This is a genomic window from Flavobacterium ardleyense (assembly GCF_042686085.1).
GTDB lineage: Bacteria > Bacteroidota > Bacteroidia > Flavobacteriales > Flavobacteriaceae > Flavobacterium > Flavobacterium ardleyense.
On the sequence record NZ_JBHUOL010000003.1, the window covers coordinates 344 to 23,670 of the forward strand.

A 23,327-nucleotide genomic window follows, 5' to 3' on the forward strand; every position below is an offset into this window, starting at 1 on the left:
TGCTGCTTGAATATTATAACTTATCTCCACTACTGCTCCTTGAACTAAAAGTGCTCGAGAATCTTCATCGGTAGTACTTATTTGTGGTTCGCCACTAGCTTGGAGCTTTTCTTCTAGAAGTTCGTAACGGATTTTATTCTTTTTTAAACGCGCTATTTTTTCTTGGATTTTAGTAACTACAATGGCGTTTTCGTTTTGGTCATTTTTAGCTATTTCATCTAAGTATTCTTGGGTTCTTTCTTCAATGTAAGCCAAGTGCTTCTCGATTTTCTTTTGATTGAAATTAGCTTTTTTGCTGTTGTGTGCTCGGCTTTTAGTACCATCAATAGCAATGATGTCGCCACCAATCAAATCGGCTTCTTTTAAAAAAGTAACAAAGAGTTTGAATAGTTTTTTAAGTCCTGATGGATTGTCTTTTCTGAAATCAGAAATACTATGGTAATTAGGAACTATGGCGCATAAAAGCCATTGAAGCTCAATATTTCTAACGCATTCTTTTTGTAGTTTTCTAGAACTGCGAAGTCCATTGAGATACCCATAAAGATACAATTTAAGGAAGATTTTAGTATCAAAACTAGGACGAGCTTGAGATCTTACCGTTTGAACCAAAAAACCCAACACATCTCAAGATAAAGCTCCTACAAAAGCATCTATAAATCGAATAGGATTTTCTGATGAAATAGTGTCTTCTAAACTAGAAAAACACATTTGATTACGCGGTATTCCTGTGATGTGTTGCATCATTAAATATACCACTTTTAATCCTCTTATTAAAATAATTTGACTATTTTTGAAAGAATAAAACGTTAGTTATTTCACAGACTGACGTTGTGCAACATTTAAAAAAACCGAGAATCACATCAAAATTGAATATAAAGAAACATACTATAGAACTTGATAAGCAAAATGAAAATGAACTTTCCACTTACACTAAAATGTTGTGGAACTTTATTTTTGTATTCATTTTTGCGACCTCTTTAATTTCTTGTATAAATGTAAAAACCAAATCGAGTTGCGAATTTGATTTCTTTGAAAATTCAAGCGGAATAAAATTTCCGAATACTGTAGAAATATTAGATTGCGAAGATGACCTCGAAGGACTAATATGGATTCGCTTAAAATTTGACCAGAAATCTGCATCTGAATTCATTGCGGCAAACGAAATGCATCAATATTCGGATAAAATAGAAAATGAACTTTATAAATTATATGGCTCTGAAGATGACCAGCTAATTGAAAGCGTGTCGACATATATAAATGGAAAAGTTGAACCTATCACCAAAAATGGAAATACGTATTTAAAAACTGTTCAAACAGAACATCAATTTGTTATTTATATTATTAATAAAGATAGCGGATATTTTTGGGGACAAATAGGATATCCCGATTAGAGTGGAGATTAAAAACGTTGCACAACAACGTATATAGCTCATAGCTAATTAGTTGCTCAATCGAAGTTAAGGTATATTTGCCAGTCCGCCAAATTTTTAAATTTGACGATTTTCAATAAAAAAGTAAAATAGTATAATTTAAAAATCTGGCTTGTGCTTAATCCGAAAATAATTTTCTAATTTGCACGCTACGAGCCATATACAAGACCGTTAGCGGATATATTAAAAAAAACGGACGATAATATAATAATGAAAAAAATAATTATAGTTTTTTTACTGTCTTTTACATCAATAGCAATAGGACAAATCAATTCAAAAAAATATTTTGACGAGTCAAAAAAATTATTTGTTGAAAAAAAATATGATGTAGCATTAACAACAATTAATAATGCGTTAATAACTGATAGTCTTAATAGATCCTATTTAATTCATAAAATAAATATTTTATTCAATGCTTCAAAATGTAATGACGCAATGAAAGTTTTGAATAAAGTTTATGAAATTAATAATGAAAAAGTTGACGATGAAATTATGGTTTTCTTTACAGCATTATATGACTGTCTTGATGAAAAAGAAAAAGCCACAAAAATTCTTAAATACTACATCGATGACAAAAAATATCAAAATGATGAAATGATAATTAATCTAGGTCAAAGATTAATGAATGAAGAGGATTATGAAAATGCATCATTGTATTATAAAAAATACGTCTTATTAAAACCAAATGATATCGATGCAATAATAGATTTGACTAGAATTTTATATACTTTTAAAAATAGTTATGAAGCGATTAAAGAAATATCTATTGGTTTAAAAAACAACAAAAATAATGTTCGCCTATTTACATATTTAGCAAGTTGTTACCATAATAACAAAGATTATAATAAGGCATTAGAAATAGAAAATCAAATAATAGAATTGGAATATAAAGCCGAGCATATTGCAAGCAGATCTATGCTATATGAATTACTAGATCAAAAAGATAAAGCTTATGAAGATAACAAGATAATTATGAGTTTGGTAAATTGTAATTTGGATTATTCTTTAAAAGCTATTGAATATGAATTTAAAAACAAATTATATGAGAATGTTATTAAGAATAGCTACAAAATAATTGAGTGTGATATAAAAAATGAAAAAATAGTCCTTGATGGGCTGTATACATCGTTGTTTTTTTTGAACGACACAAAAAAAGCAGAATTCTACCTCGACAAAAAAATCGCATTAAATCCGTCTAATTTTAATCCATATTATATTAAATCAAATATTTTATTGAAAAATAAACAATTTGAAAATGTTTTAAAATTTTTAGATTTAAGTTTAAAAACATCAGATATAGATAGTTCAGACATTGTAAATATACATTTCCTTAAATTAAGTTATTTTTTACTTTCTGAAAAATACGAAGAATTTAAAAACTACTTTAATTCTAGCGGAATAAAATCATTAAACAATAACCTAAACTTTACTTTTTCAGAAAGTTCAGGAAATGATAAAACAGAATTTATTCTTGATTTTGATAAAAATAAAGGGATAATAAATTCAAAATTAATAATACCAACAAAAATTATAAAACTATTACAAAATGAATACAGGTTAAAAATCGAACTAACAAAATAAAAAATAAATCCGCTAACCGTCGTTTGGCACTATGGCGGGATTTGTCTTAATTTGAAGATGGTTTTGTACTTGAAAAATTAGTAATTAACCGAAAGATTAGGCTTTCTTAATCCGCCACATCGCCAACCAACCAACCGTTAGCCGTCATTATGGGAAAAAATTCGTAAAAGATAAAATTTTGAAACAATTAAGAAAATATACAATCCTTATTTTAATTTCTTTTGTTTGTAATTTTACACTATCAAAATTTGCAGATAGTTTCAGATTTAATGGCGAATTTAGTTGGATTTATACTTATGGAAAAACGTCTACGCTTTTAATTTTTATAATTTTATTAGCACTTTCACATATAAATGGAATATTAATAATAAAACAAACGAACATCAAATTATCAACAAGAATTTTCTGGACAATTTTATGCATGTCAATCTTACTTTATTTCATAATTTCAATGACAATAGCAATGCTTCAATAAATTAGAAAATGGAACACGAAAAAAAATTCAGAACAAAAACAGGGTTTTGCCATATTTTGCCAGAAAAAATTATTTTAACTAGAGATGGAATAATTGGAAATGTTGCAAAAATTACTGTTGGAAATAGAATTTCACGAATACTAATTATTTATTCTGCCTTTGCCATTTTCTTACTTTATTTTGCTCTTGCAGCATATCAAGAAAACAAAGTTGTTACCGCATTATTTTACAGTTTTTATGCCGGTTATTATTGTTTAAAGTTAAACAAAGCATGAACTATTCTGCAACTCCAATAATTGAAAGAAATAAAATTAAAAATGCAAAATTCATAGATGCAAAATATGGTGCTACACGTTCAAGGTTTGAAGTTCTTTTTGCAGATGAAAAAGGAAAAATAAAAACTCGAATAATTTTACTTCCTGGTTCATTAAATGATGGAGAAGAGGAAACGAAAAAAGCTTTAGAAATCATGAAAAATGAAAAAATAATAAGGTAAAATAACGTCGGTTAACAGTGGTTTGTAAATATTGTTTTATTTGGTGGAATCACCGTAATCAATTACTTTTACGATAAACAAATCAATAATAGTTTTCAGAAGAAAACAACATTCACAAGCCACAAAACGTTGTGTGTAATTTGACAAAAAACCTAAATAATGAACAAATCAATTTTCAAAAATCATTTCTTTATACTATCCATAGTTTTTATTTTTCTTTCATGTTCCTCCGATGATGAAAACTTAATCAATGAAAAGATAATTGTTTCTGCATCAGAAATAAGCTCGAATAGTGTGAATATTAATTATCAAACTGAGGGTACAAATCAAGATAAGTTTTTAATTTGTAGTCAATCTGAAAATTTTGATTTTGAAAATTTTGATTTTGAAATTCAATTATCAAATAACAATGGTAACATTAAGGTTCTTGGATTGTTACCAAATAAAGAATATTTTTTTAAAATTTACTATAGTAGTAACTCTGAAATAAAATATAGTAACCAAATTAAGGTAAGTACAAATGAAATTGTTTTTACAACTTTAATCAACCAATCAATCGATATTAGTAGCAGTGGCTATTTAAGATTGAGAGATAGCTCCATAGACCATACTCAAAACAATATTTATTTAATTGTTGAAGCATCAGGTGGAATTGACTTAATTAAAATTGATATAAATGGTAATGTTATTTGGCGAAAAAACATTCAATCATTTATTTCCTTTTCATGGTTTTTTATATCTGATGGACACAAAATTCAAGTTTTATCAGACGGAAATGTTTTAGTGATTACATCAAACCAAGATAGAGATGGTATAATTATTAATTTAATTACTCCATCAGGAGAACTAATAAAAACTGAAGAAACTGAATTATTAATAACTCAACCAGACATTACAGGAATTGACTATTCCAACAATACACTTAAACTTCTATTTGGTGCAGGAGGAATTTATCACGATTCAGAGGAAATGATTATAAATAACGAAGGAAATGTTATTAATCAAAGGGTTATTGCATCTAATGTATCATCAGCTTGGTTTCAAAACATGAGGTATATTGATGACAACACATTAATTAATGTAGGCTATTTTGATAAAATACCTAATGATGGATTAGTTACTTATGAAGGATTATTTGAAAAATTATCCATAAGTAATGGAACTTATACAAGTGCTATAATGGATTTTCATGGAATATATGGAGGTGATGATAGATTTGACCAAATTTTCTTAAATGAAAATCATATTTATGTTAATGGGTATTTTGGTAATGAGAGTGGGTTTAGCGAAGACCAAAAATGGGTTGTGAAATTTGATTATACTGGTAATATTATTTGGGAACATAAATCTCCAATCCAAGAGAATTTTATTTATCAAGCTAAAGATATAATTGTTGACCAAAATAATTACGTTTTTTCATTAATGCATGAAATTTATTATCCAAATTCAAATGTTTATGATATTACAACACTTTCAAAATTTGATAATGATGGAAATTTAATTTGGACTTTTAAAGATGGAGATGAATTCAATGATGAACGTTTTACTTCACATCGTGTTTATGAATTAAGCAATAAGGAATATTTAATAACTGGAGACAATTCATCTGGGAATGGAAGCGTTTGGATAAAAAGAATAAAAGCAGAATAAAAACTACACACAACAATGGCAATAAGTAATTGCTTGTTTTCACCTACTTCTAATAATTCGCGAGGATTTTAAGTTTGGTGCGTACTTGCCTAGTTAAGTACTAATCCACGCAACTACTCATAGCCGAAACCGTTGGCAACAAGCTGAAAATAGCACGCAAAAAAAATGAAAGAACACGGAATAAAAATTTTATATGGAATTTTAGCAATTGGAATTTTAATTTCGATCTTTCACATTATTAATGACAAAGGTGGTTCTGGATTAGGAAACGTAATTGACACTTTTACAATTACTTCACTAATATTATTTCTTTCAACAATTGCATTTATTTTATTTTCGTTCAAGAAAAATATTAAAAAAAGAAGTGTTTGGTTTCTATTAATTTTAAGTTTTCCACTTGCAGTTATTTCAATAAATCATTTGACAAAAGAGTTTTCTCTAAAAATGACTGAAACGACAACGCCAAAGGAATTTGTTTATATTGTAAAAGTTGACCAAAAAACCTATAATCGAGATAAAATAAAACTTCAAAAACTTATTGACAGTCTAATAGAAATCAAAATAATCCAAAGACCATCAGAATTAGCCTTAAGACATTTTAATGGCAAAACTTATAATGACACGATTGACCGAACTTGGGCAATAGATTTACAAACAAAACTTGAATACAAGCAATCTATTATTGACACCTTGTTTTATTCAGAAAACGGAAAAGATATTGTTGCAGGATTATTAATAAATAAAGTTTACAACGAATATGTAAATTACCCAACTGGAGGAATTGAATTTAATGGAAAAGGCTTTATCTATAATAATGATTCAATAAAACCATTGAGTATGCTTAAATATTCTGTTTCTGGTAGCACATACAAATATTGTTCAGATGAATTGAAATATAATTATTTTAAACAAATTGGAACTTCAGGAAAAAATTATAATATGAATGATATTAGGTTTTTGAAAAGTAATTAAATAAAAAAAGCCAGTTGCCAACACCGCGTAAAAATAATTGCTAGTTCTCGCCTACTTGGAAATTCCTGCGGAATTTCCACAGGCTCGATCAATTTTAGTATTTTAGGTGTTTAACCCACGCAAGTATTGTTACACCAAACGTTGTGCGTCACTTTCGAGCTACAGTGAAATTTAAGAACAATTTAAATGAATTAGGAAATTAATAAAATTTAAATTTGTAGTAGAAAAATTATAAAATTTATAGAAAATAAATGGCTTCAAAAGTTCCAACAATTAGACAAATATCGTGGATTTCAATTATTCCTCAAATAGTAGTTATGTTATTTTTAACTTTTATTTTTCATAAGTTAAATGCAAATGAACCACCATTATATGGAGCAATTACATATTTATTAATATCAATTTCTTTGAGAAATTTTGTACCAAAAAGCCATCGTGAAGGATTGAAATTAACTAATGAACATAAATTTGAAAATGCAATAGAGAAATTTAAAAATAGTTATAATTTTTTTACAGAATATAATTGGATTGATAAATATAGATTTGTAACACTTTTAAGTTCTTCCAAAATGAATTATAGAGAAATGGCATTATGTAATATTGCGTTTTGTTATAGCCAAATTGGAAATGGACAAAAAGCAATTGAGTATTATAAAAAGACTTTAAGTGAATTTCCTCGAAATAATTTGGCTCAAGCTGGTCTTAAAATGTTAACGTCAATAGAAAATAAATAAAAAAGCGAACGCACAACAGCGGTTAGCAAAAATGGTTTAAGGCTTGGTTTTTCCTTCGGAAAAACCTCTATGATTCGCAATTTTGTTCTATATTTGTTTTGTTCAGTGATTGATTCAAACCACTTTCGCTAGCCGAGAACCGTTGGCAAAAACCTTAAAAAACGAGACAAATTATTTGAACTTAAAATTTATAATAAAAGTCTTAAAAAAAATATTAGTTTATGAAGAGATTAGCTCTTTTACTTTTTTTTGTGTCATTTACTATTTTATCTTTTGGACAAGAAAATTGTAACAATGGTATTGATGATGATGGTGATGGAAAAATTGATTTGAATGATACAGATTGTGTCTGCCAAAACACAACTACCTCAAGCTTAGTTAACAATCATAATTTTGAACAAATGAATTTTTGTCCAAATGATTTTGCACAATTTAATGCAGCAACAAATTGGTTTTTACCAAGTTCAGCAACTACAGATTATATCAATTCTTGTGGTTTTATTCCAGCTTCTGCAACAGATGCAGGAATTTATCCTTTACCTGCTTCTAATGGAGATGGTGTTGCTGGAATATTAGTTTCACAAGATTACAAAGAATTTATAGGGATTTGTACAAACACGACGCTATTAGCTGGCACTAAATATCAGTTAAATTTTGACATTGCCTCTTCTACATCTGGTAGAATTCTATCTACCGATCCAAATATTGGACAAGCTTGCAATGATGGTATTTTGAATGCAGGAAGAATTGATATTACATTATATGGCAAATCAAACTGCAATACTTCTGCACCACCAAACACAAATAATTTTCCAACAGGATGGCAACCATTAGGAAATGCAACATATTTACCTTCAAAAAACTGGAATCAATTATCAATTATTTTTACACCTTCAATAAATGTGAATTCAATAATGTTAGGTGCTCCCTATAATCTACCTATTACTTATGTAGATGAATATAATTATAGGTCTTGTTTTCCGTATTTTTATTTTGATAATATAATCTTGAACAATTCCTCTAATTTAGGACTTAAAATTAATTCAACTGGAATTTTATGCGAAAATACACTAGTTTTAAATGCTGAAATTGATTCAAGTATTGGCACTGGCTATTCTTTTCAATGGTATAAAAATGGGGTTGCAATTATAGGAGCTACAAATAGTACATTAAATATAAATAATAATACGAATAATATTGGAAATTATCAAGTTAAAATTTATAATTCAAGTTTATGTAAAATAAGTCCTTTTTATAATGTAAACACAGTTATTGATCTTCCTGATTATACTATTAACCAGTCACCATGCTTTCCTGGAACTACAACCGTAACAATCACTTCTCCTTCTGATGAATATAGTTTTGATAATGGGGCAACTTGGTCTACTAACCCATCAAAAGGAAACTTAACTGCATACTATAATCCTATACAGATTTTAATTAAAAAAAATGGATGTATATCTAGCGCAAGGTATGTTATATTGACTTATCCACCATTAGAAACTATTACTACGCAACCGGAAGTAATTGTAGTACAACCAGGATGTCAGACAAATGGTTCAATTACTGTAACAACACCTGCATTAGAATATAGTTTTGATGATGGTGCAACTTGGTCTACAAATCCAACCTTAAATAATTTACCGTCAAATCCATATTATGCTTATAAAGTTAGAATTAAAACATTGTTAGGATGTATTACTGTTGCTAAGTATGTTGTTATGTTGCCGTTCAGACTTCCAGAACCAACTGCTACTACTACAAATTCAGGGTGTGGTGTAGGTGGAACAATTACTGTTACTACGCAAGCAGTAGAATATAGTATAAATGGTGGAGTTAGTTGGTCTACAATTCCTTTTTTTTCGAATTTAAGTCCTGGAAGTTATAATGTAATGATAAAAAATGAATTTAATTGTATTTCGGAAATTAAAACTGTTTATTTAGGAATTGATAATTTACAAAAACCACAAGTCACTTTTACACAACCTAGCTGCGGAATATTAGGTAATATTACAGTAATAACACAAGCAAGTCAATATAGTTTTGATGACGGTAATACTTGGTCAACCAACAATATTCGAACTAATTTATCGCCTGGATATTACTACATAAAAGTAAAAGACGCTCAAAATTGTGTATCATTAGCGGAAGTTATTTATTTACAAACTTATATTTTAGATACTGTTATTAATTATTCCGTAATTAATTCAAGTTGTACAAATAATGGTAGTATAAATATTCTAACATTAGCGCAAGAATATAGTATTGACAATGGAGTTACTTGGTCATTAAACCCTTTATTTAATAACCTTTCCTCTAATTATTATTATTTAAAAGTAAGAAATGGTATAAATTGCGAGTCAAATACAGTATATGTTAATCTTCAAGATTTCACTGATATTTCTCCAAGTTATCAAATAACAAATGCTGGTTGCAATACGTATGGTAGTGTAAGCATCACGACAATAGCAGATTTATATAGTTTTGACAACGGATTTACTTGGACTACAAGCAATACTATTTCAAATTTAACAGGTAATCTCAATTATATAGTAGTAGTAAAAAATAATAATTGTATTTCGCAGAACAGTAATGTTAATTTCAATTCAAATTACCTACCAAATCCATCAGTTTCAGATTATCATGCATTTATTTGCGATCTTGATAACAACGAAGTTGAAATAATAAATTTAATAGACTATAATGCTTTTTTGATAAACAACTACACTAATTATAATTTCTATTATTTTACGTCTCTTATAGATGCTCAAAATTTAAATCTTAGCAATCAAATTCAAAATGTTGCTAATTTTGAAATAATAAATAATCAGACTCCTGTTTTTGTAACTATTGTATCTTCTGATAATTGTTTCAGCACTGCCAAAATTAATTTTACACTTCTAGAAACTCCAATTTTCACAACAATACCTAATGAAGTGATACTATGTCAAAATAGTAGTATCATCATAAATGCAAACAATAATTCCTATAGTTACTTATGGTCTAATGGCGCAACGTCCCAATCCATTACAATTTCACAACCTGGGAATTATTCTGTTACAGCATCTTTTAATTATGGAAATAAAATATGTTCAACAACTAAAAACTTCACTGTTGTTCTTTCGAATGCAGCTACAATTACTAGTATTGAATCGCAAGACTGGACTGAAACGGAAAACATAATAGTTGTAAACACAAATGGTTTTGGAAATTATGAATTTTCAATAGATGGCATTAATTATCAAGATAGTAATATTTTTTCTGGATTAAATAGCGGAGAACATACAGTTTATGTTCGTGATAAAAATGGATGTGGCATTACTAAAGATAATATATTCTTGCTAATGTATCCTAAATTTTTTACTCCAAATGGTGATGGTTATAATGATACTTGGGCAATTAAATTTTCTTATTATGAACCAAACTTAAAAGTAAATATTTTTGATCGTTATGGTAAGCTTTTAAAAACATTAAATAATACAAATTCTTGGGACGGTAAATACAATGGTAATGAGCTCCTATCAAGTGACTATTGGTTTGTGGTTACAAGAGAAAATGGAAAAGAATATAGAGGTCATTTTAGCTTGAAAAGATAAGAAGGCTTCTGCCAACAGCGGTGACCGTTGCACAACATCATTCAAAATCAAATTTCTTGATAAAATCAATAAAACCAACCACATTTAAAGACATTTAAGCGCGGTTGGTTTTTACGTTTTGTGTCGTTTTTATAAAATATGAACTGCTTAAAAAGTCTATTTTTAGGTCATAAAAATGCATTTTAAGTAAGTTGCGTGCTTTCTGCAGTTCTAGTTGCATTTGTTGCACATGTAGTGTGGGTTTTTTAACGACAAATCATAAATATTTCTTTAAGTTATACGTCAAGGACGCCATCAAGACGTGTTTGTTGGCGTTGTAAGTTGTCGGTTGTAAGTTGTAAGTTGAAGTGGATTTTGGAAGTGGATTGCGTGGGATCCTTTCAGGATGACAAACTGTGTGGAAGTGGATTGCGGAAGCCTCCCCCAACCCCTCCGAAGGAGGGGAGCAAGAACCTACAAAGACATTACGTGGATTCTGGAAGTGGTTTGCGTGGGATCCTTAGAGGATGACAAACTAGACGGGAATAGTTTGTGAAAGTGGTTTACGTGAGATCCTTTCAGGATGACAAACTAGACGGGAATAGTTTGTGGAAGTGGTTTGCGTGGTGTCCTTTCAGGATGACAAACTGTGTGGAAGGTGGTTGTGGAAACCTCCCCCAGTCCCTCCGGAGGAGGGGAGCAAGAACCTACAAAGACATTACGTGGATTCTGGAAGTGGTTTGCGTGGGATCCTTAGAGGATGACAAACTAGACGGGAATAGTTTGTGAAAGTGGTTTGCGTGAGATCCTTTCAGGATGACAAACTAGACGGGAATAGTTTGTGGAAGTGGTTTGCGTGGGGTCCTTTCAGGATGACAAACTGTGTGGAAGGTGGTTGTGGAAACCTCCCCCAGTCCCTCCGGAGGAGGGGAGCAAGAACCTACAAAGACATTACGTGGATTCGGGAAGTGGTTTGCGTGGGATCCTTAGAGGATGACAAACTGTGTGAAAGTTGGTTGTGGAAGGATGATTGGAAGAAGAACAAGTAGTAAAAAAAGATTTCGATAACTATAAAAATTTCAATTATAGTCGTAAAGATTTTATATTTCAAAAAATAGAACGAATATCGCTTTTTTAAATATATTTATTATAAACAATTAAAAAGCAAGTGTTTACGGATTTTTAAAATTTAATGGTTCGCGTATATATGAGTTGTAGGTTATAGCTTGAAAATTCGCTTCGAAAACAACTTCTTCCCTATTTATAAACCGAAATTTCACTTAAAAACCTTTTCTATTTTTGAACTTTGCCACAAATTATTTTTCGAATATTTTGTGTTTAATGTGAAAAATTAAAACTAATCTTTGTCGAAAAGTTTGCGTGAATTGTTTTGCGAAAATTCAAAAAATTAATCAAAAAATTAAATCATTAAAAAATTAAGTTTTTAAAGTAAAAAAACTAAAAACATTAATTCATCAAATCATTTTTAAAACAAGAAATATAGTTTGACTAAAAAAGTTTGTGTTGAAAAAAGTTTATGTTGAAAAAGTTTGTGTTAAAAAAGTTTGTGTTAAAAAAGTTTGCGTCAAAAAAGTTTGCGTGAATAGTTTTGTGGAAGTTCTTTGTGTTAATTATTTTAATTCAACTTACATAAATTCGTACCGAATTCACGCAACTTGATTTAAAATTGCTACAACCTACAACAGCGGTTAGCTAAAGCCGCAAACGCTTGGTCTATTTTTGGAAAGTTTCTTAATAATTCGAAAAAATGGTTATATTTGAAATGGTTAGTCTTGAATCTTTGTGGCTTCAGCTAGCCGCAAAACGTTATAGGAGTTTTTTGAGGAACGAAATACTACATAAGAAATTTCATTAAAAATAGTTTCACTTTAGAGCAACTTTTGTATATTTGTACAATGAGTAACAAACAAAAAATTCGTACAATTATTTTTTACAAAGATTACTTTGAAGAATTCTTTGTAAAACAACGTGAAAAAGTAAAAGATAAAATTATCTGGACGTTGCAATTAATAGAAGAATTAGAAAGAGTTCCTGAAACATATCTTAAACATATTGAAAATACTGACGGACTTTATGAAATTAGAACTCAACAAGGAAGTGACATTTTTAGAATCTTTTGTTTTTTTGATCAAGGCCAATTAATAATCTTGACTAACGGTTTTCAAAAGAAAACACAGAAGACTCCGAAAAAAGAAATAGAAAAGGCAATTAAAATAAAAAATGAATATGAAAGCGAAAAATAATAATGCAAAAACACTTGACCAATTCAAGGACAATCATTACGGAAAAATTGGAACTCAAAAACGTGACGATTTAGATGCTGGATATGAAAACTTCAAAATCGGTGCAATGATTCATAATGCGAGAATTGAAAAAGGTTTGACGCAAGAACAACTTGCAGAAAAAACTGGAACAACAAAATCATATATTTCGAAAATTGAGAATAATGTAAAAGAAGCACGATTCTCGACATTACAAAAAATTGTTGAACTTGGTTTAGGTGGACATTTAGAGTTATCAATTAAGTTATAAATAATTAAAACCGCCTATAACAGTGGTGACCGTTGCACAACATCATTAAATCAAATTTCCTGATAAAATCAATAAAACCGACCACATTTAAAGACATTTAAGCGAGGTTGGTTTTTACGTTTTGTGTCGTTTTTATAAAATATGAACTGCTTAAAAAGGCTGTTTTTAAATCATAAAAATGCATTTTAAGTAAGTTGCGTGCTTTCTGCAGTTCTAGTTGCATTTGTTGCACATGTAGTGTGGGTTTTTTAACGACAAATCGTAAATATTTCTTTAAGTTATAAGTCAAGGACGCCATCAAAACTTATTTGTTGACATTTTTGGTTGTAGGTTGTAAGTTGAAGTGGATTATGGAAGTGGTTTGCGTGGTATCCTTTCAGGATGACAAACTAGACGGGAATAGTTTGTGGAAGTGGTTTGTGTGGGGTCCTTTCAGGATGACAAACTGTGTGGAAGGTTTGTGTAAAAGGGTATGGATTTCACTTGTACTAAACATACCCACAATCTTGTCACCCTGTCAAGGGTCTCTTATGGGTAATGTTGTAAGTTATAGGTTGTAAGTTGAAGTGGATTGCGGAAGTGGTTTGCGTGGGATCCTTTCAGGATGACAAACTGTGTGGAAGTGGATTGTGGACGTACGAGTGGGTTCCCTCCGATGCCGGGATGACAAGTTTATGGAAAAAGCCTCCCCCAACCCCTCCGAAGGAGGGGAGCAAGAACCTACAAAGACATTACGTGGATTGCGGAAGTGGACTGTGTGAGATCCTTTCAGGATGACAAACTAGACGGGAATAGTTTGTGGAAGTGGTTTGCGTGGGATCCTTTCAGGATGAAAAACTGTGTGTAAGGTTTGTGTAAAAGGGTATGGATTTCACTTGTACTAAACATACCCACAATCTTGTCACCCTGTCAAGGGTCTCTTATGGGTAATGTTGTAAGTTATAGGTTGTAGGTTGTAAGTTGAAGTGGATTGCGGAATGGTTTGCGTGGGATCCTTTCAGGATGACAAACTGTGTGGAAGTGGATTGTGTGAGATCCTTTCAGGATGACAAACTGTGCGTCGAAGGTTTGTGTGAAAGGGTGTGGATTTCACTTGTACTAAACTTACCCACAATCATGTCACCCTGTCAAGGGTCTCTTATGGGTAATGTTGTAGGTTGTAGGTTGTAGGTTGAAGTAGGTTCTGGAAGTGGATTGCGTGGGATCCTTGCAGGATGACAAACTACACGGGAATAGTTTGTGGAAGTGGTTTGTGTGAGATCCTTTCAGGATGACAAACTGTGTGTCGAAGGTTTGTGTGAAAGGGTGTGGATTTCACTTGCATTACACTTACCCACAATCTTGTCACCCTGTCAAGGGTCTCTTATTGGTAATGTTGTTGGTTGTAAGTTGTCGGTTGTAAGTTGAAGTGGATTGTGGAAGTGGTTTGTGTGGGATCCTTTCAGGATGACAAACTGTGTGTCGAAGGTTCGTGTGAAAGGGTGTGGATTTCACTTGTTTTAAACTTACCCACAATCTTGTCACCCTGTCAAGGGTGTATTATTGGTAATGTTTTAAGTTGTTGTTTGTCAGTTGTCAGTTGTAGGTTGAAAGTTGAAGTGGATTGTGGAAGTGGTTTGTGGAAGTGGTTTGTGTGGGATCCTTTCAGGATGACAAACTGTGTGTCGAAGGTTTGTGTGAAAGGGTGTGGATTTCACTTGTGCTAAACTTACCCACAATCTTGTCACCCTGTCAAGTGTCTCTTATTGGTAATGTTGTAAGTTGTTGGTTGTAGGTTGCAAGTTGCAAGTTGAAGTGGATTGCGGAAGTGGTTTGGGAAAGCCTCCCCCAGCCCCTCCTAAGGAGGGGAGCAAGAACCTACAAAGACATTACGTGGATTCTGGAAGTGGTTTGCGTGGGATATTTTCAGGATGACAAACTGTGTGTCGAAGCTTTGTGTGAAAGGGTGTGGATTTCACTTGCATTACACTTACCCACAATCTTGTCACCCTGTCAAGGGTCTCTTATTGGTAATGTTGTTGGTTGTAAGTTGTCGGTTGTAAGTTGTCGGTTGTAAGTTGTCGGTTGAAGTGGATTGTGGAAGTGGTTTGCGTGGGATCCTTTCATGATGAAAAACTGTGTGTGTGTGTGTGTGCGGAAGGTTTGTGTGAAAGGATGTGGATTTCACTTGCATTAAACTTACCCACAATCTTGTCACCCTGTCAAGGGTGTCTTATTGGTAATGTTTTAGGTTGTCGGTTGTAAGTTGAAGTGGATTGCGGAAGTGGATTGTGTGAGATCCTTTCAGGATGACAAACTAGACCGGAATAGTTTGTGGAAGTGGTTTGCGTGAGATCCTTTCAGGGTGAACTAGACGGGATAGTTTGTGGAAGCCTCCCCCAACCCCTCCGAAGGAGGGGAGCAAGAACCTAAACAAGATATGAAGTAGATTCTGGAAGTGGATTGCGGAAGTGGATTGGGAAAGCCTCCCCCAACCCCGCTCTTCGAAGTCTCCCGACTTCGACTCATAATGTATAGGAAACATTTAATTCATCAATTCTACTAATAGAAACAGCAGAGTATAATACACAAAACATTTAAAAATCTGCGATCGCAAAGTATGTTACTCTCATGTTTTGTAAACTAATAAATTCCTAAAATTTATAGCTGTAGCAATACATCTTTTTTTATGCTTTATAGCCAAATCTAAGAGCACCAAAATGGATAGTATTGGAATGATGATTGGAAGAAGAAAAAGTAGCACCAGATAATTTCGATAACTATAAAAATTTCAATTATAGTCGATAAGAATTTATATTTAAAAAAATAGCACGAGTATCACTTTTTTAAATATATTTATTATAAATAATTAAAAAACAAGTATTTACGAATTTTTACAATTTAGAGATTTGTGTATATATGAGTTATAGGCGATTTTTGAGGAACGAAATACTACATAAGAAATTTCATTAAAAATAGTTTCACTTTAGAGCAACTTTTGTATATTTGTACAATGAGTAACAAACAAAAAATTCGAACAATTATTTTTTACAAAGATTACTTTGAAGAATTCTTTGTAAAACAACGTGATAAAGTAAAAGATAAAATTATCTGGACCTTACAATTAATCGAAGAATTAGAAAGAGTTCCGGAAACGTATCTTAAACATATTGAAAATACTGACGGACTTTATGAAATTAGAACTCAACAAGGAAGTGACATTTTTAGAATCTTTTGTTTTTTTGATCAAGGCCAATTAATAATCTTGACTAACGGTTTTCAAAAGAAAACACAGAAGACTCCGAAAAAAGAAATAGAAAAAGCAATTAAAATAAAAAATGAATATGAAAGCGAAAGATAATAATGCAAAAACACTTGACCAATTCAAGGAAAAACATTACGGAAAAATCGGAACTCAAAAACGTGAAGATTTAGATGCTGGATATGAAAACTTCAAAATCGGTGCAATGATTCATAATGCGAGAATTGAAAAGGGTTTGACGCAAGAACAACTTGCAGAAAAAACTGGAACAACAAAATCATATATTTCGAAAATTGAGAATAATGTAAAAGAAGCAAGATTCTCAACATTACAAAAAATTGTTGAACTTGGTTTAGGCGGACATTTAGAGTTATCAATTAAGTTATAAATAATTAAAACCGCCTATAACAGCGGTGACCGTTGCACAACATCATTTTAAATCAAATTTCCTGATAAAATCAATAAAATCAACCTCTTTTAAAGACATTTAAGCGAGGTTGGTTTTTACGTTTTGCGTTGTTTTTAGAAAATATGAACTGCTTAAAAATACTGTTTGTAGGTCATAAAAGTGCATTTTGAGTAAGTTGTGTGCTTTCTGCAGTTCTAGTTGCATTTGCTGCACATGTAGTGAGGGTTTTTAAGTTTTAAGTCAGTGTGGCGTTCAAAATTTATTTGTAGGCGTTTTTGGTTGTCTGTTGTAGGTTGTCTGTTGTAGGTTGAAGTGGATTGCGGAAGTAGATTGTGTGAGATCCTTTCAGGATGACAAACTGTGTGGAAGGTGGTTGTTGGTTGTCCGTTTTAAGTTGTAAGTTGAAGTGGACTGTGGAAGTGGATTGTGTAGCTACGAGTGGGTTCGCTCCTTGCGTAGGGATGACAAGTTTATGGAAAGAGCCTCACCCAACCCCTCCGAAGAAGGAGAGCAAAAACCTACAAAGACATTACGTGGATACTGGAAGTGGTTTGTGTGGGATCCTTTCAGGAAGACAAACTGTGTGGAAGTGGGTTGTGGAAGTGTATTGTGGACGTACGGGCGGGTTCCCTCCTTGAGTCGGGATGACAAGATTGAGGGTAAACGTTGTGGTAAAAAATAACAAACTGGATTTCTAAAACTTATCTGACTTATGTGTTTAACAAAACAATGAATCTAACATCGTGAAAATTCGCCAAAAAGCCTGTAAGACACAAGGAGATTAAACTTCTCACGAGAAATTTTATGCAAATTAATTACCCAAACTTATTTAAAGAATATAGGTTTCTGAATTCCACTGATCTAAAACTTATCTGACTTATATGTTTAACAAAAAAAGAATTCAGCATCGTGAAAATTCGCCACAAAGCCTGTAAGACACAAAGAGGTTGATCTTCTCAGGAGAATTATTATACAATTAATCACCCAAACTTATTTAAAGATTATAGGTTTCTGAACTCAACTTATCTAAAAATTATCTGACTTATATGTTTAAAAAAATTAATTCAGTAGCATACAAACAAATAACTTCACCCGAAAAAACAAAAAAACCTGCATCACCGTCAATCACCAAAGTTTTACAAGATAAAAATGATCGTTACACCACCTCTATACGGCAACCATTCTCCACTTTTATTATATTCCTTTGCTCCATCATAACGAATACCTGTTGTTTTTACGTAACCTTTATAAAAAGTTTGAACGGAACCACCCCCTACAAAAGCCTCGATAGCAATTCTATCAGATACTGGATAAATATACCCCACACTCACACCTAACTGATAGCCGAGACCTTTTTGATATTTATCACTGTTTTCGTATCCGTATTTTTGAAGATTAAAAACAACACCTCCTATATGCCCTCCCACATATAACCCAGTATTCTCTTTTTTAGAATACCAACGCATTTCTGGAGTTATCATCAAAAATTTCAGAGGCATGTCATTGAAGGAATTAAAAATAGAACCTGTAGCATCAATGTGAAAACTAAAATTAGGCGCCACCATTTTTTCATAACCGATAGAAGGAAATCCAACTAAAGTAGTCGCATTAACATTAATACGATCTTGACTATATATAAAAGAACTTAACAAAACCACCACCGCTACTAGAATACTTTTCATCGATTTTTAATTTTCACAAAAATAACAAATTACATTAGACAACCGGTACTAATGCGATAAAAATTTAATAATTGAGACCTTAAAATCAAAATGTAAAGAAAAAATAATTATAAATATTTATTTTAAATTGTAACAAACACATTAAATTTCTCTTGGAGAAGTTATTAGCAGCGGGCTTATTTTTATATCAATATAAAAGAACAACAACATAAAATCAATAAATGAAAATCACACTTAAACAAGATAAGATTAAGAAAATAGATAAAAACGATATGTGATGTTTAACAAAAATATTATGATGTACGAAATCTTTTAGCAAAACTATTTACTTTTCAAAAATCAAATACAAAACCGATTTAAATATCAAAAATATTTAATAGATGCAACAGAAGAAATTTTAAAGAATTGCTTTTCCTTAAACATCACACATTCAATTTTAACTTAACAACGTATGAAAAAAGACGCAACTTCTTCACAATCTGCTATAAGCTACATATAGTGCTAATTTTTATCAAATTTGTCAGCATTTGGCACATCGATTTTATTAAGTTAAGATTTTATTAAGTATTTTTGTCAAATCAATTCTACGTTAAATAAATGCAACTACTTCCGAAAATATGGCTTTCTTCTCCTCACATGAGCGGAAATGAGACTAAATATGTACAAGATGCATTTGATGCTAATTGGATTGCCCCACTAGGTCCAAATGTGGACGGCTTAGAAAAGGACATAGAAAAGTTTTTAAAACAAGGTAATCACGTGGCTATTTTGAGTTCTGGAACGGCCGCACTTCATTTAGGGTTACTTCTATTAGGCGTTAAGGCAGGTGACGAAGTTATTTGTCAGAGTATGACATTTTCGGGTTCAGCAAATCCCATCCTATATATAGGAGCATTTCCTATTTTAATAGATAGTGAAAAAGACACCTGGAATTTATGCCCTGTTACTTTAGAACAAGCTATCATTGACCGCATAGCAAAAGGAAAAAGACCAAAAGCAATCATCGCAGTACATTTATATGGTATGCCATTCAAAGTAGCAGAAATAATGGCTATTTCAGAAAAATACAAAATTCCTGTTTTAGAAGATAGTGCTGAAGCATTAGGCAGCACCTACAAAGGACAAAACTGCGGGACGTTTGGTCAAGTAGGTGCCTTATCTTTTAATGGCAACAAAATCATTACTACTTCTGGTGGCGGAGCTTTGGTATGTAAGACGCTAAAGCATAAAGAAAAGGCTATTTACTGGGCGACCCAATCAAGAGATGATGCTCCCCACTATCAACATTCTGAAATTGGATATAACTATAGAATGAGTAACATATGTGCAGGAATAGGTCGTGGCCAAATGGAAGTAATTAATTTACGAGTTTCACAAAGAAGAGCTGTAAACACTTTTTATGTAGAGTATTTTAAAGATCATAAAGAAATTATAGTTTTCCAAGAACCCAGTACTGACTACTTTTCTAATCACTGGCTGAGCGCAATAATTTTAAATTCTTTTGAACAACGTGAAGCGTTACGCTTAACCTTAGAAAAGGAAAATATCGAATCAAGACCACTGTGGAAACCAGTTCACTTGCAACCTGTTTTTGCGCAGTATCCTTATTATGGCAATAATATTTCAGAGGGATTATTTGAGAAAGGTTTATGTTTACCCTCAGGATCAAATTTATCAAAACCTGATTTACAAAGAATCAAGTTAGTTTTAGATTCTTTTTTTAATTAAAACTATAAAAGCTTAAAAAACAATTTAAAAATCAATTTCATGAGCTCAAAAACAAGTAAAGCTAGTCATAATTACTCTAAATCTTACTCCTTTTTAAAGGACTTAGTTCTTAATTTAAATTATTTACCAAGATGGATAATTTTCTTTATTGATATTTTTATTGTAATTTTAGCTAATGCAATTACCTATATTTTATTAACTTATTTAGAAACTACATTTTACAATTTTTTGGGTCTAGTTGAGCGCTACAGTTTAATCATTCTTGTTAATACCTGTTTTTTCATTTACTTCAAAACCTACTCAGGGATTATAAGACACAGTAGTTCTATCGATGCAATAAAATTACTATTCTCAACAACCTCATCACTCTTAGTCTTAATTGCAATCAATTATTCAAGCTATTTTATTTTTGATAAGAAAATATATTTATTCCCTAGTTTAATAATCAGTTACTTATTCTCCTTTGCGTTTTTATTTTTTTTTAGAGTAATAATAAAATTTGCATACGAAAGTTTTCAAACTTCAATAGTAACAAAGGACACTATCCCGACAATCATATATGGCTCAGACGCCAATGCGATAGCTGTAGCTAATGCCATAAAATCAGAAAATCCATCGCGCTTTAGAATTGTTGCTTTTATGGACAAATCGCAATCTAATACCGCAAAAAGAATTTTAGGCCTGCCTATTATAGGTGCATCGAAAAGAACAGCAGTTGTATTAAGAGGATATAAAATTAAAGCAGTTATTATTGCAGAAAAAACACTTCTTAAAGAAGAAAAAATAGCTTTAGTAGAAGAATGTTTGCAAAACAACATAAAGGTGTTTACACTACCCGTTGTAACCAATTGGGAAAATCAAAAGGAATTATCCAAACAAATTAAGAGTTTTGAAATCAATGATTTATTAGAGCGAAAACCCATTGTATTAGATAACAAACTAGTGTCCTCTGAACTTTCTGCTAAAACAGTACTTATTACTGGTGCAGCTGGTTCAATTGGTAGTGAAATCGTTAGACAAGTTATGGGCTTTAATCCAAAAAAACTTATTTTACTTGACCAAGCAGAAACACCTTTATGCGATATTTCTTTAGAAATCAAAAACAGTAAAAAATCAACAAAAGTATTTACTATTATTGCAGACATTAGAAACAAATTAGTTGTGGAAAACGTTTTTAAAACGCATTTCCCCGACATAGTGTTTCATGCAGCAGCTTATAAACATGTCCCACTAATGGAGGACAACCCTTCACAAGCAATTCAAACCAACGTACTAGGAACCAAAAATATAGCTGATTTAGCCTTGCAATATAAAGCAAAAAAATTCGTGATGGTCTCCACAGATAAAGCCGTTAATCCTAGCAATGTAATGGGCGCAAGCAAACGTATTGCAGAGAAATACGTACAATCTTTACATTACAAACATAGCAAAGAAAACCAAGGCTTTACTAAATTCATAACAACTCGATTTGGAAATGTTTTAGGATCCAATGGCTCTGTAGTTCCTCTTTTTAAGAAACAAATTGAAGCGGGCGGCCCACTGACAATCACTCATCCAGACATCATTCGCTATTTTATGACAATTCCAGAGGCCTGCCAATTGGTCCTTGAAGCAGGCGGCATGGGTAACGGAGGAGAAATTTACATTTTCGACATGGGAAAACCAGTTAAAATTATTGATTTGGCTAAGAAAATGATTCTACTGGCTAAAAATGATTCTGGTCCTTCAATTGAAATAAAAATAATTGGTTTGAGACCTGGAGAGAAGCTCTACGAAGAACTGCTGACCGATAGTTCAAAAACGCTGCCCACACATCACGAAAAAATCATGATAGCACAGGAGAAAGAAGAAGATTATGATCAGGTATTAAACGCGATTAATGATTTAGCACAGCTACAAGAAGGTGATTTAAAACTGGTACAGCGTATGAAAGAAATTGTCCCTGAATATATAAGTTTAAACTCCATTTTTGAGCATTTAGATAAATAACTTGTCAACTCTTACAGAGAATAGTATATTTGCAAAAAAAATAACTTTGAAAAAAATATCCCTTTTTACATTTATGATGTTAGCAGTGCTTTTCTTAAACAGTTGCGCTTCAAAATTAGACTATGTTTACTTAAACGGTAATTCGTTACCTATTAAGACTTCTGACTACGAAATAAAATTACAAGCTGATGATGTGCTAATGATCTCTGTAACTTCTGTAAACCCAGAAGTTGCACTACCCTACAACCTACAAGTGCTTAATATTCAGAATGATTCAGATTTAGGGATAGGTCAGCAAACTAGATTAAACTACTTAATTACCAAAGAAGGAACAATCGAATTTCCTGTTCTTGGAACTATTGACTTAAAAGGATTGACACGTATAGAAGCGCAGCAAAAAATACGCGATTTGTTAATAGATCACATTGCTGATGCTAATGTAATTTTAAAAGTAATGAATTTTAAAATTACAGTACTTGGAGAGGTTAACAAACCAGGAACTATACAAGTAAAAAGCGAGCGTATATCTGTGTTAGAAGCAATTGGTAGCGCTGGGGATCTTTCTATTTTTGGAAAAAGAGACAATATTTTATTAATAAGAGAACGCGACGGTCAAACAATTACTCAAAGGTTAGATTTGACTGATATCAATTTAATTTCATCTCCTTACTATTACTTAGCACAAAACGATGTTCTATACGTTGAACCAAATAAGACTAAAATTAACAGTTCTGCTGTTGGACCAAATATTTCAATAGGTATTTCAGCTATTTCTTTATTGATAACTATTATAGCCCTAACGACTAGATAAA

17 protein-coding genes are annotated in these 23,327 nt (G+C 31.5%); 15 read left to right on the top strand and 2 right to left on the bottom strand.

Going from position 1 to position 23,327, the window contains the following annotated elements; genetic code table 11:
• Nucleotides 1–609, bottom strand: a 609-nt coding sequence (locus tag ACFSX9_RS00575; protein WP_379803078.1) for a transposase, incomplete at its 3' end; no start/stop codon positions are given.
• Nucleotides 610–866: 257 nt separating this feature from the next.
• Between ACFSX9_RS00575 and ACFSX9_RS00580 the strand changes: the two genes are divergently transcribed.
• From ACFSX9_RS00580 to ACFSX9_RS00635, 12 genes are all read left to right on the top strand, one after another.
• Nucleotides 867–1,391 (top strand): hypothetical protein, encoded by a 525-nt coding sequence (locus tag ACFSX9_RS00580; protein ID WP_379803080.1) that lies wholly within the window; start codon nucleotides 867–869, stop codon nucleotides 1,389–1,391.
• A 249-nt stretch (nucleotides 1,392–1,640) separates the two neighbouring features.
• A complete protein-coding gene (locus ACFSX9_RS00585) occupies nucleotides 1,641–3,011 on the top strand; it encodes a tetratricopeptide repeat protein (protein ID WP_379803082.1) in 1,371 nt (456 codons plus the stop codon).
• 483 nt (nucleotides 3,012–3,494) lie between these two features.
• Nucleotides 3,495–3,761, top strand: a complete 267-nt coding sequence (locus tag ACFSX9_RS00590; protein WP_379803084.1) for a hypothetical protein — start codon at nucleotides 3,495–3,497, stop codon at nucleotides 3,759–3,761.
• Nucleotides 3,758–3,982 (top strand): hypothetical protein, encoded by a 225-nt coding sequence (locus ACFSX9_RS00595; RefSeq protein ID WP_379803087.1) that lies wholly within the window; start codon nucleotides 3,758–3,760, stop codon nucleotides 3,980–3,982. The genes ACFSX9_RS00590 and ACFSX9_RS00595 overlap by 4 nt, the downstream gene beginning before the upstream one ends.
• 159 nt (nucleotides 3,983–4,141) lie before the next feature.
• Nucleotides 4,142–5,632, top strand: coding sequence for a hypothetical protein (locus ACFSX9_RS00600; RefSeq protein ID WP_379803090.1), 1,491 nt, complete (start codon nucleotides 4,142–4,144; stop codon nucleotides 5,630–5,632).
• Nucleotides 5,633–5,797: 165 nt separating this feature from the next.
• Entirely contained in the window at nucleotides 5,798–6,604 is an 807-nt protein-coding gene (locus ACFSX9_RS00605) for a hypothetical protein (RefSeq protein ID WP_379803093.1), read from the top strand.
• Nucleotides 6,605–6,855: 251 nt separating this feature from the next.
• Entirely contained in the window at nucleotides 6,856–7,338 is a 483-nt protein-coding gene (locus ACFSX9_RS00610) for a tetratricopeptide repeat protein (RefSeq protein ID WP_379803095.1), read from the top strand.
• 221 nt (nucleotides 7,339–7,559) lie between these two features.
• Nucleotides 7,560–10,934, top strand: a complete 3,375-nt coding sequence (locus tag ACFSX9_RS00615) for a T9SS type B sorting domain-containing protein (protein ID WP_379803097.1) — start codon at nucleotides 7,560–7,562, stop codon at nucleotides 10,932–10,934.
• 1,895 nt (nucleotides 10,935–12,829) lie between these two features.
• Entirely contained in the window at nucleotides 12,830–13,177 is a 348-nt protein-coding gene (locus ACFSX9_RS00620) for a type II toxin-antitoxin system RelE/ParE family toxin (RefSeq protein ID WP_379803099.1), read from the top strand.
• Nucleotides 13,161–13,466 (top strand): helix-turn-helix domain-containing protein, encoded by a 306-nt coding sequence (locus tag ACFSX9_RS00625; RefSeq protein WP_379803102.1) that lies wholly within the window; start codon nucleotides 13,161–13,163, stop codon nucleotides 13,464–13,466. The genes ACFSX9_RS00620 and ACFSX9_RS00625 overlap by 17 nt, the downstream gene beginning before the upstream one ends.
• Before the next feature lie 2,992 nt (nucleotides 13,467–16,458).
• A complete protein-coding gene (locus tag ACFSX9_RS00630) occupies nucleotides 16,459–16,806 on the top strand; it encodes a type II toxin-antitoxin system RelE/ParE family toxin (RefSeq protein ID WP_379803105.1) in 348 nt (115 codons plus the stop codon).
• A complete protein-coding gene (locus tag ACFSX9_RS00635; protein ID WP_379803107.1) occupies nucleotides 16,790–17,095 on the top strand; it encodes a helix-turn-helix domain-containing protein in 306 nt (101 codons plus the stop codon). Before ACFSX9_RS00630 ends, ACFSX9_RS00635 begins: the two co-directional genes overlap by 17 nt.
• 1,157 nt (nucleotides 17,096–18,252) lie before the next feature.
• Here the strand turns inward: ACFSX9_RS00635 and ACFSX9_RS00640 are convergent.
• Nucleotides 18,253–18,798: a DUF3575 domain-containing protein gene (locus ACFSX9_RS00640; RefSeq protein ID WP_379803110.1), complete on the bottom strand. Its 546-nt coding sequence runs from the start codon at nucleotides 18,796–18,798 to the stop codon at nucleotides 18,253–18,255.
• A 597-nt stretch (nucleotides 18,799–19,395) separates the two neighbouring features.
• Between ACFSX9_RS00640 and ACFSX9_RS00645 the strand changes: the two genes are divergently transcribed.
• Genes ACFSX9_RS00645 through ACFSX9_RS00655 form a run of 3 tightly spaced genes read left to right on the top strand, consistent with a single transcriptional unit; the run spans nucleotide 19,396 to nucleotide 23,326 of the window.
• Nucleotides 19,396–20,526: a DegT/DnrJ/EryC1/StrS family aminotransferase gene (locus ACFSX9_RS00645; RefSeq protein WP_379803113.1), complete on the top strand. Its 1,131-nt coding sequence runs from the start codon at nucleotides 19,396–19,398 to the stop codon at nucleotides 20,524–20,526.
• A 39-nt stretch (nucleotides 20,527–20,565) separates the two neighbouring features.
• Nucleotides 20,566–22,515 carry a polysaccharide biosynthesis protein gene (locus ACFSX9_RS00650; RefSeq protein WP_379803116.1) on the top strand — a complete coding sequence of 650 codons (1,950 nt, stop codon included), beginning with the start codon at nucleotides 20,566–20,568 and terminating at the stop codon, nucleotides 22,513–22,515.
• 46 nt (nucleotides 22,516–22,561) lie between these two features.
• Nucleotides 22,562–23,326, top strand: a complete 765-nt coding sequence (locus ACFSX9_RS00655; RefSeq protein ID WP_379803119.1) for a polysaccharide biosynthesis/export family protein — start codon at nucleotides 22,562–22,564, stop codon at nucleotides 23,324–23,326.
• Nucleotide 23,327 lies beyond the last annotated feature (1 nt).